General features: G+C 54.5%; 13 protein-coding genes and 1 riboswitch. Of the genes, 8 read left to right on the top strand and 5 right to left on the bottom strand.

Annotated elements, in window-relative coordinates; genetic code table 11:
- Positions 1-16: 16 nt before the first annotated feature.
- Positions 17-529, bottom strand: a complete 513-nt coding sequence (locus ACSFA3_RS21650; protein ID WP_435507562.1) for a VapC50 family PIN domain-containing toxin — start codon at positions 527-529, stop codon at positions 17-19.
- Positions 529-957 carry a helix-turn-helix domain-containing protein gene (locus ACSFA3_RS21655; protein WP_435507563.1) on the bottom strand — a complete coding sequence of 143 codons (429 nt, stop codon included), beginning with the start codon at positions 955-957 and terminating at the stop codon, positions 529-531. Before ACSFA3_RS21655 ends, ACSFA3_RS21650 begins: the two co-directional genes overlap by 1 nt.
- 202 nt (positions 958-1,159) lie before the next feature.
- On the opposite strand from ACSFA3_RS21655, the gene ACSFA3_RS21660 reads away from it, so the two are divergent.
- The 3 genes from ACSFA3_RS21660 to ACSFA3_RS21670 all read left to right on the top strand — a co-directional run bounded on the left by ACSFA3_RS21660 (position 1,160) and on the right by ACSFA3_RS21670 (position 4,658).
- The gene (locus ACSFA3_RS21660; protein WP_435507564.1) at positions 1,160-2,116 is read left to right on the top strand and encodes a chromate resistance protein ChrB domain-containing protein; all 957 of its coding nucleotides are present in this window, start codon (positions 1,160-1,162) and stop codon (positions 2,114-2,116) included.
- Positions 2,113-3,480: a chromate efflux transporter gene (chrA, locus tag ACSFA3_RS21665; RefSeq protein WP_435507565.1), complete on the top strand. Its 1,368-nt coding sequence runs from the start codon at positions 2,113-2,115 to the stop codon at positions 3,478-3,480. The genes ACSFA3_RS21660 and chrA overlap by 4 nt, the downstream gene beginning before the upstream one ends.
- A gap of 563 nt (positions 3,481-4,043) precedes the next feature.
- Positions 4,044-4,658: a LexA family protein gene (locus ACSFA3_RS21670; protein ID WP_435507566.1), complete on the top strand. Its 615-nt coding sequence runs from the start codon at positions 4,044-4,046 to the stop codon at positions 4,656-4,658.
- A gap of 1,064 nt (positions 4,659-5,722) precedes the next feature.
- On the opposite strand, the gene ACSFA3_RS21675 is transcribed toward ACSFA3_RS21670, so the two are convergent.
- Positions 5,723-5,971, bottom strand: a complete 249-nt coding sequence (locus tag ACSFA3_RS21675; protein ID WP_435507567.1) for a GAF domain-containing protein — start codon at positions 5,969-5,971, stop codon at positions 5,723-5,725.
- 25 nt (positions 5,972-5,996) lie between these two features.
- Entirely contained in the window at positions 5,997-6,638 is a 642-nt protein-coding gene (locus ACSFA3_RS21680) for a hypothetical protein (protein WP_435507568.1), read from the bottom strand.
- Between the two features lie 1,137 nt (positions 6,639-7,775).
- Here ACSFA3_RS21680 and ACSFA3_RS21685 point away from each other — a divergent pair.
- The 3 genes from ACSFA3_RS21685 (at position 7,776) to ACSFA3_RS21695 (ending at position 9,215) form a co-directional block, all read left to right on the top strand.
- Positions 7,776-8,429 (top strand): hypothetical protein, encoded by a 654-nt coding sequence (locus ACSFA3_RS21685; protein ID WP_435507569.1) that lies wholly within the window; start codon positions 7,776-7,778, stop codon positions 8,427-8,429.
- 420 nt (positions 8,430-8,849) lie between these two features.
- Entirely contained in the window at positions 8,850-8,978 is a 129-nt protein-coding gene (locus ACSFA3_RS21690) for a hypothetical protein (protein WP_435507570.1), read from the top strand.
- A 3-nt stretch (positions 8,979-8,981) separates the two neighbouring features.
- Complete coding sequence (locus ACSFA3_RS21695; RefSeq protein ID WP_435507571.1) at positions 8,982-9,215, top strand: hypothetical protein; 234 nt, start codon at positions 8,982-8,984, stop codon at positions 9,213-9,215.
- 365 nt (positions 9,216-9,580) lie between these two features.
- Here the strand turns inward: ACSFA3_RS21695 and ACSFA3_RS21700 are convergent, their stop codons facing one another.
- Positions 9,581-10,360 carry a hypothetical protein gene (locus ACSFA3_RS21700; protein ID WP_435507572.1) on the bottom strand — a complete coding sequence of 260 codons (780 nt, stop codon included), beginning with the start codon at positions 10,358-10,360 and terminating at the stop codon, positions 9,581-9,583.
- A 429-nt stretch (positions 10,361-10,789) separates the two neighbouring features.
- Here ACSFA3_RS21700 and ACSFA3_RS21705 point away from each other — a divergent pair, with 429 nt between their 5' ends.
- Complete coding sequence (locus ACSFA3_RS21705) at positions 10,790-11,209, top strand: phosphatase PAP2 family protein (protein ID WP_435507573.1); 420 nt, start codon at positions 10,790-10,792, stop codon at positions 11,207-11,209.
- A gap of 250 nt (positions 11,210-11,459) precedes the next feature.
- Positions 11,460-11,634: riboswitch (yybP-ykoY riboswitch) on the top strand.
- Positions 11,635-11,649: 15 nt separating this feature from the next.
- A complete protein-coding gene (gene mntP / locus ACSFA3_RS21710) occupies positions 11,650-12,222 on the top strand; it encodes a manganese efflux pump MntP (RefSeq protein WP_435507574.1) in 573 nt (190 codons plus the stop codon).
- Positions 12,223-12,235: the final 13 nt, after the last annotated feature.

Consider the following 12,235-nt stretch of genomic DNA (forward strand, 5'->3'; position numbering starts at 1 on the left):
ACCCTGTGTCGCTCGATCAGAGCAAAAGTGCGACCTTGCGAAGTCGCTCAGCCATTCCGACCAACCCGTTGCGTTCGAAGATTCGGGCAAATTCTTCAGCGTCGTAGGGCGGCTTCTTTGAACGTCCCCGCATGTCTCTGAGCGCCGCGATCGCTTTGACATGATCCAGATCGAACTGGGCCATCAGAAAATCATCAGGGTGAACCGCGGTCACGCCATGAATCTCCAGCACAGAGGCTGGAAAATCGACCAGGTTGGCCGTAACGATGCAGTCGGCATGGCCGGCGATGGCCGCGGCAAGAACGTGCACATCGTCGGGATCGGGGAGCTTCAGCGCAGGCATTAATGCACGCCAGGCCGGCTCGGGACGGTCTGCTTCCAGATTCCTGATCCACTCGTCCTCGATCAGCGTTGTCCACTTCGCGGCATAGAGGTCAGCCTCGGCAAAACTCATCAGGGCATCAGCTACGCTCACCGGGTAGAGCACGCACGCATCCAGAATGGCCGTGTAGCGAGCGTGCCCCGCCATCAATACTCCAGACCCAATTCGCCTGCGTCGTCGGCCAGCCGCTGCAGCGCATCCTTTCGTTCGCCGCGCATGCGCTCCTTGTAAGCATGCAGTTCGTCGAACGGAATGCGTCGATGGGTGCCCACCATGCGGTGCGGCAGACGGCCGGCCTGGATTTCTCGCGTCACGAACGGGCGAGACACATTCAGGTAGTTCGCCGCCTCAATGGTCGACATCTCACGGTTGGCCAAGACGACGGTCACGGACTGTCGCTCGCTCAATGCGCCCAGTACCTCGCCGATCAGTCGCAAGGCCTGGGTCGGCAACTCCACGGGTGGCAACTCACCGTCGTCGCTGACCAGTTTGATGCTGGCCGCTCGAGACCTGTCCAGCGCTTCACCAATGCAGCGTTGGGCGATGCGTGCCATCTCTGCCTCTTCGGGCGTCATGTCGGCCACTGGAAGACGACGAGCTTTCTTCAATAGGGTCATGACCGTTCTCCTGAATGTGTTTGCCGCCGAGCTTCACGGTCGTGCTCAGTGGGTCCACCTTCGGTGGACCCAGTCATTCTAACGAAACAAGTGAACTATGTGAACCAAGTGAACGGTTTTGCCTAAGTATAAGAAATGTCCATATCAATTTCAGTAGCGTATGCTTCGAGAAATGTGGATTCTGTTTGTCACGACCTTACCTACGCAGCCCAACGCGGTCCGGCTGCGGATCTGGCGGGCGCTCAAGACCCTGGGCTGCGTCGCACTGCGCGACGGCGCCTATGTCTTGCCAGAGCGCGAGATTGAAAAGTTCGAGACGCTGGCCGATGAAGTTCGCCAGCACGGCGGTATGGCCTCAGTGCTGAACCTCATGCCGCGGGATGCATCGCAGGAAGCAGAAATGCTGGCCCAGTTCGATCGCACGGAGGCCTATATGCAGTGGCGCGACAGCGCGGCATCACTGGGCGCTGGACTGCAGGACATGGGTGAAACCGACGCCCGTCGCAAGCTGCGCGGCATCGAGGAGGACTTGCGCAGCTTGCAGCGGATCGACTACTACTCCGGCGCTGCTGCGCTCCAGGCCCAATCGGCCATGACGGCGCTGCGTCGCACGGTGGACATCACGTACGCCAAGGACGAACCCCGCCAAAATTTGCAAGGTGACATCGAGCGTGTCGACCCGGCCCAGTTCCAGGCAAAGCAATGGGCGACACGAACCCGACCCTGGGTCGACCGGCTGGCCAGTGCGTGGCTGATCCGGCGCTTTATCGATCGCCAAGCCGAGTTCGTTTGGCTGCCAGATGTTGCAGGGGGTCTGCAAGCGCCGCATGACGCCATCGGCTTCGACTACGACGGCGCCCGCTTCTCGCACATCGGCGATCGGGTGACCTTCGAAGCACTGATCGAGAGCTTCGCGCTCGAGAACGATCGGCAGCTGCAGCGGATCGCGGCCACCGTGCACTACCTGAACATCGGTGGCATTCCTTCGGCGGAAGCCGCCGGGCTGGAAGCCATCCTGAGCGGGCTGCGAGCAGTGCATGCGGACGATGACGCTCTGCTGGCTGCTGCATCGGCCGTTTTCGATGCCCTCTACGCCACACCGGGAAGTCATCCATGAATCCACCGACGATGCAGACCCTCGAAGACACCCGAACCGCGCCATCCCCGGTGTCCTTCATGGAAGCCCTGCGGTTCTGGCTCAAGCTGGGCTTCATCAGTTTCGGTGGGCCCGCCGGGCAGATCGCCATCATGCACACCGAGCTGGTGGAGCGCCGGCGCTGGATCAGCGAGAAGCGGTTTCTCCATGCGTTGAATTACTGCATGCTGCTGCCCGGTCCCGAAGCACAGCAGCTGGCCACCTACATCGGCTGGCTCATGCATCGCACTTGGGGTGGCATAGCCGCAGGCGTGCTCTTCGTGTTGCCCTCGCTGTTCATACTTATCGGGCTGTCCTGGATCTACCTGCGTTTTGGCGATGTGCCGGTGGTCGCGGGCATCTTCTACGGAATCAAGCCTGCCGTGACGGCGCTGGTCGTCCATGCGGCCCACCGCATCGGTACTCGGGCGCTGCGCAATCGGTGGATGTGGGGAATCGCCGCGGCTGCCTTTGTGGCGATCTTCGCGTTCGACACGCCGTTTCCAGTCATCGTCTTGGCTGCGGCGTTGATCGGGCACTTTGGCGCACGCAAGGCGCCGGGGGTGTTTGCACTTGGTGGTGGTCATGCCAAGGCAGGTGAGGGCTACGGTCCTGCCCTCATCGACGACAACACACCGACGCCAGCGCACGCCCGGTTCTCGCGCGGTCATTTGGTCAAGCTGCTGGCGATTGGACTGGGCCTGTGGGCACTGGTCATGGCGATCCTCGTGGGAACCTCAGGCGTGCAGGGCACATTGGCACAGATGGGCTGGTTCTTTACCAAGGCAGCGCTGATGACCTTCGGTGGCGCCTACGCCGTGCTGCCCTATGTGTACCAGGGCGCGGTCGAGCAGCATCACTGGCTCTCGGGCACGCAGATGATCGACGGTCTCGCGCTGGGCGAGACGACCCCCGGCCCGCTGATCATGGTGGTCGCCTTCGTCGGTTTCGTCGGCGGCTGGCTCAAACAGATTCTTGGCTCAGACGCGGTGTTCCTCAGCGGCGCTCTGGCGGCGACGGTGGTGACGTTTTTCACCTTCCTGCCCTCGTTCATCTTCATCCTGGCCGGTGGCCCGCTGGTCGAGGCCACGCATGGCAAGCTGGGCTTTACCGCTCCGCTCTCGGCCATTACGGCGGCCGTGGTGGGTGTCATCTTGAATCTGGCACTCTTTTTCGCGTATCACGTGCTGTGGCCCGAAGGGTTTGGAGGGCGCTTCGATGCAGTGTCCGCGCTGATCACCATGGCAGCGGCGGTGGCCCTGTTCCGCTTCAAGGTCGGTGTGCTGCCACTACTGGCGGCCTGTGCGGGAGTTGGGCTCGTGACAAGCCTGTTGCTGGCGCGTTGACGGATAAGTCAGATTGTCGGAACGATCGGTTTGCACTTCAGTGCTCGTGCCGATGGTGCGCATCGGGCACGTGTGCATGTGCATGGACCAACGGCTCGTGCGTGTGGCCATGCCGGTCCTCACCGAGTAGGGAGGCTACTCGGCGATGAAAAATGAGCTTCTCGCTAAAAACAATGAGTTCCTAGCCAAGCCATTTACCATCGATGTCGTGGCCGCATTGACCAACTGCTTGGGCACGACTGGCAACCCGCCCGCTGAGCGCATTGGACTGGTCGTCAAGGTGGGTAGACTGACCACATACCTTGCCGTTGCCAATTTCGCTATGCACCATCATTTCAAGCGTAAGCTTGTACCCTGCCGTGGAATGAGGTTGTTTACAGCGACGCACAGAATCTGCTTTCCTTGACTTTCCATCGGGGTAAAGACGTTGTATCGAAAAACGCATGTTATCTTCCGAGTTAGCGCACTATGCTTACGCGATTAAAAGAAGATTCTGTCCCTGAACAACGTTCGAAAAGTATTTATAGTTCATAAATTGACATTTAAACCTAACTTGTGTCTCAGTGGACAGTTATCAATTTATCCGTGCGGGCCGAAAGCGCCTGAAAATGAGCGAGCAGCAGTTTGCTATTGCCGTTGGGGTGAGTCGTGGCGCCGTTCAGCAATGGGAGCGTCCCAATGGCACGGCACCCCGGCGCGCCAACTGGCAGCACGTGGCCGACGTTTTGGGCGTGTCGATGACTGAGTTGCTATCGGGGTTACGAGCGGAGCGAGCGCTGGAAGTACGTTTGGAAGTACCACTGTTGTCGGAAATCGAGGCCGGAAATTACACCGTTGTCGATAACTTCCGCCCCTGTAACAATTTCGACATGATCTCAACGCGCGTTGAGGTGAAGCAGCATACTTATGCGTTGCGTGTTCACGGGGACAGCATGGTGAATGACACTGGCGACTCATTTCCGTGCGGTGCCACTTTGATCGTGGAGCCGGAAATGGAGCCGCAGCCAGGGGATTATGTGATCGCACTAAATACTCAAAATGAAACAACGTTCAAACAATTGATAAAGGATAACGGCGAACTTTATCTTAAACCGCTCAATCGCCGCTTTCCCATTAAACCACTGGGCAATGCCAAAATAATTGGCGTTGTACGGGAGTTTACCAAAAGATTCAGGTGATTTAAATAGTTGTCAATTCGACATTCCTGATGGCACTCGCTGTCATGCAATAGGCAAACTCGAAAGCGCAGATTGTCGTGATTCGGACTTTGGCAGCACATCGCGCTGCCGTGCTTGGTATCAAGGGGTGTATATTGCCTTTTAAGGTTTTTGATATTGAGCATAATCTCAGGGCATTAGCTGGCTAAGGGCACTAAGATGCAGATTGTTGTATGCCGAGAGATCGCGCTTTGCGCCATGCTGCGCAACTGCAGTGCAACTGCAGTGCAACTGCAGCGCAACTGCAGCGCGCGCTGTTTTCCTTCAAGGGTTTGCTTCTACCCAAAATGCGGGCACAAGGCTGTGGACAAATGTGATGAACTCTCGGCAAAGTCGCGCCCAGCTTGACTTGAAGTACTGTGCTCATTAATTAAGCACGTTGGGGTATATTGTGAAGACCAGTTCGGGTTGCTTTGACTATCATCGCTGGCTACAACAATGATCCTCAGAATGTGAATTGTTAATCGCTTGCGAGCTATAGGTCGCAGGTGCCGTGCAAAAAGGTGATCAGCAGCTGTTTTGTCCAACGCGCTAGGCTGACTCCGCCCTAAATCGTTGCTCATGACGCAATCGTACGCCGCGCCGCAACTTTGACATTTGGAAGATATGGAGCTTGCCCGTCTGGCTGCGGAGTGGAGCACGCCTACGCTGCGCGGTGACCGGGAAGCCTTCGGTGTCACCCATGCATTGGAGGTCGAACTGCGCCGCCGGTTGCGGCCTATCCAGATGGCCGAGCTTCAACCTGTGGAAAGAAAGCGTAGCCCTTGGTGGCGGTTCTGGTCGACGAGGTCAGAAAATGTTAGCCAGCCGATCGCGCGAACGTGAGGCTCTGGCCGCAATGCCAAGGCAAGCGCGCGGTGGACGAATTGCATTCATTCTGATGCTTAGCCTAGGCTGCTAGTCCTAGTGCTAGGCAACGGGCCTGCACAGTAGACGTTTCTAACGGAGACGGCGATGTTGCCTCCTCGGTGTCGGTACCTGGCCATGAGGGAAACCCCGCAGGTCGTGTGCACAGCATAAGGCACCTAGTGCCCGCTGCCGTGATGGCAGGCGATCAGGCCCCAGAGTCGGCCGTGAATCACGATCGATAGGCACATGGAAGCATAGACGTGGATGTCACGCAGGTATTCAATATAGATGGGCGAAACGCTTCGTAGCACGGAACAGGTCAAGTCGAGCAAGTAATGAACCAGCGTACTTATCGATCGCAAGCAAGAGGACCAAATACCTAGCGCTTGCGCAGTACTCTGGAATCGATCAACCCATGCAAACACATGGCACGCTATTGGCTACATGGCATCATTTCTTGGTTTTGGATTTGATGAGTTCCTCAACGCATGCGGAGAACTCATCGACCATCCAAGTCGAACGCGTCCGCACAACCCGATCTTCCACCATGCGCGTGTTTTCAACATGCAAGTCCAATGTCAAAACAACATCCTGCTGATTGACGGCCCGGTTAAAACCGACAACTAGCTTTCCTTCATCAACGATCTCTGCCAACGTCTGATCGAACGAGTTGTCTAACGGCCCAAAAAAGAGGGCAAAGCCGGGCGTTTCTGCCAATAGACGAGAAGCAGTGGCAGGAGAACGCCCACGCAGTGACCGAACAAACGCATTGTTCGGTGGTGAGGGGTTGGTCCAAGTAAGACCGTCATAAATTCCAAGCTTAAGAGAATAACCGAGCCCTACCACGGGAAAGGTTCGAAGATAGTAGCTGCCAATAATTTTGACTGGAGCGCCGCGCTTGGTGCTGCGGTCTGGCGTCAAGGCGGAAAACTCAAGGCCACAGGCAAGCAACTGGCCATCGGCAGATTCTCTAAGCGGTAAAACCGCGAAAGTACCCGCGAGATCTTTCTGAATTTTCTCATGCAAATTCTGTGGCTGGGCAAAAGCCATGCTACACAAGGCATTTAAGACAACGAATCCTAATTGGTTCATCATATAAAGCCTTTATTAAAGGGTCATAACAATAGATGCGTTGTCGTGAACATAATCTACATTGCAAATGATCACATGCAGTTCGACGATTTTCCTAATCCATTTAGTCGTTTTTAGCGGCTAGGTTAAAAATGATGAAATGTATATAGGCAGGCCTACAGAAACAGCCGTATGTACAACCAAAATAATCTTCTCTCCGAATTACAAGCGTCCGTAGACTAAATATATACTATGGACAAATCTTAATTACTCAGATGCAAAACGGAAAAGACAGTCTGTCAACAACGAGAGAAGTAGAAAGTGCAGATCGCTCTATCTTAGTCATCCCGATCCTCCCACCGACGTTCGTGGCGACGACCATGACGCCAACGATCGTCATTCTCATAATAAACAGGTGCCGGCGGCGCGTAATAGGTGGGGGCTGGTCGATAGTAAACAGGCGGTGGCGGCGGTCGATAGTAAACGGGCGGCGGAGGGGTGTAGTAGACCTGCGGTGCAGGCTGGTAGTACGCAGGAGGCGCGGGACCATAAAGCGGTGCAGGCGCGTAGTAAGCGGGTGATGGCTCGCTCACAACAACCCCTGGCACACTTAAGCCTATCGGCCAATTTCCGCCTGCGTTTGCCGAGGGAACACACAAAAGTGCATTCGCTACGATGGCGCCTGTGGCGACCAACTTCAAATACACAAATAGTTTAAAATTCATTACATTCTCCACACTGTAAGTGATCACTGCACAGTTAGTTAAACGCGCGAGCTCAGAATCGGTGGACAAAGTAAACATCTGACCGTTTTAAATGCTTGCTAGTCAAGGTTGATGCCTGCTCTGTGACCCATTTGCTCAAAATTTCGTAGCCTCGATACGCTGCACGACGCTATGAATGAATGAATAAATAGCGTCAAATTTTTTGAATTTTTTCCTTAGTGTGGAATGCCCGTCAGTCCGTTCGGTTTGGCAGCTGCACACGCACTCGAAATTAGTTACGATTTTGAAGTCGTAGATGTGCGAAGGTGGCAAAAACACTCACGATCATTCAGTCCTGCGCAAAATCTTAAGATTAGGACAGATTGATAGGTTAATACTTTTGGGTTACCTTGCAAGTATCGTTTGTAGGCGTAGGCATGATTTTGGAGACCGTATGAGATTGCTCGATGTCGAAGGGATCAGAAAGATCCTACCGGCAGGCACACTTGGCACCGATCCGCTTTGGACGAAGACCAGCGATGCGCTGAAGGGCGTTGACATTCGACTGTTCTACGCTCGCGCAGGACTAAACGGGCAACGCGACCTCGCCATCGCATTGATTGACCTGGCGCAGGGCATCGTGGTCATGTCACTGTTCGAAGGCACGTTGCCCAAGGGCACATTTGCAGCGCTTGTACTGCACGAAGCGCCTTCCAAACTGGATTTGGCCGATGAGTTTGTTGAGGGTCTGGTGCGCTTGAGAGCGTCTCGTCGCGGGGCCTGCATCTTCTTGCTGGAGAACCGCATGAGCTCGAAGTCAGTGGCCGAGCTACTGTGGATGGGCTTGGACATGCGGGAGAAGTCTCCGCTTTCGTTCGACGCTATTGGAGCGGCATGTCTTCTTCGGCATATCAAGCTGCCCTACGTATTCTGGGAATGGATAACGCCAACCCGCGCCGGTCCGCTTATTGGCTTGGATGACTCGATCGAGAAGGCGTTTAACTGCGATCTCGCGTCGCTGCAACAGCGCTACTCTCGCTTGGTGTTGGTCGACGCTCAAGAGGGCGCCGCAAGGCTGCGAAGCTTGATACATCAACGGAGAAGCTGAGTTTGCAACGGTCGAGCCATTCAATTTGCTACAGCTTGGGTGAAGAAAATGTTTCGTTTAGATAGTCTAAACTGACAAACTCGGGCACAAGGGCATGATGAATAAGAGCTGAGCATGCAGCAGGCTTGTGCTTAATATTAGCAAGCGGTGCTTGGTCTGCAAGAACTATAAGCTAAATAAAATTAAGTAAGAAGTGTTGCGCAAGCAGACTAATATGTTTGTTCGTATGTAATGCGCGTGATCGAAAAGTTCACGTTTGATTCCGTAAAGCTGGTTGTACTTAAGGAACAAGACTCGCTTTGCTTGGGCAAAGTGCGTCACTTGCGTTGCTGGATACATCACGAGGTAATGTCCTACAACCAGAATGTGGACACGAGCGTTGTTTAGAGGCCGGATCTACGGCTCAAAGGAATGACTAACATGAAGAAACTTACTTTCATCGCCGGCATGCTGGCGATTGCTTCCGCTGCTACGTTAGCTCACGCACAAACACCACCCGTCGCTAACCCGACAAAATCCTCGATGGCGGCAGGCAAAGCCGATGCATAAGCCATGAAGGTGCGAGCTGATGCAGATTACAAGACAGCTAAGGCTGAATGCAAGCCGATGAAGAGGGCCGAGAAAAAGGCATGTGAGAAGGATGCTAGAGCCAAACATGAAAAGGCAGAGGCCGATGCGAAAGGCGTGCACGAAATGGCGGAAGCGAAGACTGGCAAGGAAGGGTCGGAGGTCAGTATGAAGACCGCCAAGGAAAAGGCCGAGATTGACAAGAAGGCAGTAAAATAAAGCGCTGGGTTCAGTGCAGTGGACGAGTAATAGCAGGCAGATGTTAGTAATCGGGACTTACTAACGATGCTCCTTGGCTTCACTTCATGGACGTTTCCAAAGCCGGCATTAAGCCGGCCTTTTACTGCGCGTTATAGATGCAATTTTAGTTCACTGAGTGGATGACGTAGGTGAAACAGCCATGCTGCATCGAAATGCACTGCATTGCCATTAATATTTAAAAGTAAGCCTAATTGTAATTTCGGCGCAATATTTTCAATTTGTTGGTGCGTTACTCCGATTCATCCGCAGGACCTAATTGAAAGTGAAATACTCAGTAAGAAGCTTAAGGCCACCTACGTCTCAATGCTAAAGAATAAAAGCAACTAGATCCCTCCAAAATGACGGGCCAGCGACAGGCGCAACATATTCTGTGCGGTGAAGTTCACTTTGGGGTCCCAAGCTGCACGGACCGACCATACTGGCCAGTCGTACCCCAGGGAAAGCCCGGTCCTGCGGATAAATTGGCCGTCGACAGTACCTTGTTTGGCGAGCAGGTCGACGACGAACTGACGTCCGTCGGAAAGGTTCTGCCACCATACCCGGTGCACGTGCTGCTGGTCTGGATTCTCACGTTTGTCGCGCACAAGTTGCAGCGACAGCGAACTCGCGTCGGTCCAGCGGTAGCCGCCGTAGACGGTGTACGAGTCGTTTGGATCAAAGTTCAAATTAATGTAAGGACGAAGATTGGTTCGACCCAACCCGGCGCCAGCGAACCAGCGTTTGCCAGTCTCGATCGCCAGTGCGCCGCCCACGAAGCCGCCCGAGGCGGTCTGCAGCGAGGGCAGTATTCGCACGTCGCCCCACGTGACGACATCGTCCCATCCACTGCGCAACTCCGAAAACCCTAACGCCGGCGAACGGAACCAACCTAGCCAGACGTTGCTTTGGCCGTAGGTGTATCGCAGGTTGACGTCAAGACCGGGTCCCGCAGGGAGGTCACCGCCGGCGACGCTGTATGAGCCGAGGGTAACTTTGAAGGGTTCTGCACGCGCCGCTTCAACCGCCTGACCCGGCTGAACCTGCGCTTGTGTTGGCAGGTGCCTTCCTCCAAACGCCAGGATGGTAGAGGTGAGAACAATGCGGTGAAGCGAGCGTGTAGACATGCGAGTGATCTTTACCGTTTCAGCGGTGATATCTAGCCGGATCAACAGCGGTAAGTCGCAAGAGGATACACGCGCTCGATTCCGATCCATGGAGACGCGGTGCGCTCCTCAGCGGCATCAAGCATTGCAACTGTGTGTGAAACATGTCTGGCAAGCGGGTGCGTTGAACAACGCAGGAACCTTATCTCGCCACCCCACTCGATTTTGCAAACTATTATCACGTCAACGTGCCCCTGCGTGGTTTTCTAAGCCGTTCTAACATCATCGAAATCACAGCAGACATTCATCACTGACCGAGAATTAATAATAATGGAATTTCATTCTTTCCTTTTCGACGGGATCAGCGCAGGTTTTTCCCCGAATCCGCCTGTACTCTCACTAGCGCGTTGGATCGCCATTGGAGGCGGTGTATAGGTATTCGTTCTATTGATGTGCTGGACGTGGTGGCGTCAACGACCGTATCGTCGCTACGTTATTGGTACAGCAGTTGCGTGTGGAGGAGCCGCAATCCTGGCGCATGCTATTGCCACTTGGTTGAAACTACCGCGGCCATTTATGATTGGGCTGAGTCCTGCGTATATCGAACACGGCAGCCGGGGATCTCTGTCAAGCACTCATGCAGCGGTTATGTTTACGGTCGCAATGTTGTTTCTGTTTCGCCCAAGCCTTCGAAGGATGGGCGCCGTCTTGTTCTTTGTTGCCGTCGCCACAGGCTGGGCGCGAGTTTACGTTGGCGTACATTTTCCGGTGGATATAGTCGCTGGACTGTTGCTAGCTATTGTCTATGCGACCTTGATTTGGTCAGGCGCCCGTCTACTAACGCATATTTATCGCGTAATAAATCTGTAGGAGTGCACAAGTACCAAATTAGTAGATCGCAGCGGCCAGCGCTGGCGAAGGGCAAAGTCGCTGTCAAAGCGAGTTAATCTTCGGACCATTTGGCGCCTAAAAAATCAGTCTAAGGATCTAGCCCACATAAAGCTTTTCTAACGTAGGACAACTACTTTTTTTAACTAAATGGGCATATTTATCACTTTCGTCCGATTTAAAAGACCAAGATGTTAGACCTTCAAGAATCGCCATGAGATTTATTTATACTTTCCCGTCCCTTGGGGAGTAGCCGGTTTCCACATCGTGGAGACGCCTATGTCAACACACTCAGCCTCTCACAGGCTGTGGCATAGGCAGCCGTTTTTGGTTGGCGAGACCATTGGCATGTTTTCCGCGATGTAAGTCGGGCAGTGGAAGCATGTCTTTGCTCTTGCCCGGCTTGTAGAACGATCTGCCCTATGAATCTTGCTTCGACGGCCATACTGGCCCTTGCCATGTCAACCGACGCCTTTGCTGCGGCTATAGGCAAAGGGACTTCACTTCAGAAACCCCGTTGGTCGGAAGCGCTCCGAACCGGAGCCATCTTTGGTGTCATCGAGGGTCTGACACCCCTTGCGGGATGGGCTTTGGGCCTTGCCGCAGCCAGCTACGTGAAAGCCTGGGATCACTGGATTGCTTTCGTCCTGTTGGCTGTTTTGGGCGTTCGCATGATTCTGGCGGCTGCCAGTGATTCGAACGAAGAGGGGACAGCCAAGCCGGAACGACACGGTTTCTGGCTGCTCGCCATCACCGGTTTCGCAACCAGCATCGACGCCATGGTGGTAGGCGTGGGCCTGGCATTTTTAGAAGTCGACATCCTTCAAATCGCCTTGGCGATCGGCATGACTACGTTCGTCATGGTGACTGCAGGTGTCATGGTAGGGCGATTGTTGGGAAACATTGCCGGACGCTGGGCGGAGGCCGTCGGCGGAGTGCTGCTGATCGGCATCGGCGCCACGATTCTTTATGAGCATCTATCGGCAGTCGCATGATAGAGCACCTCGG

The organism is Variovorax glucosi (assembly GCF_051216695.1).
In the GTDB taxonomy this organism is placed as follows: Bacteria; Pseudomonadota; Gammaproteobacteria; order Burkholderiales; family Burkholderiaceae_C; genus Variovorax.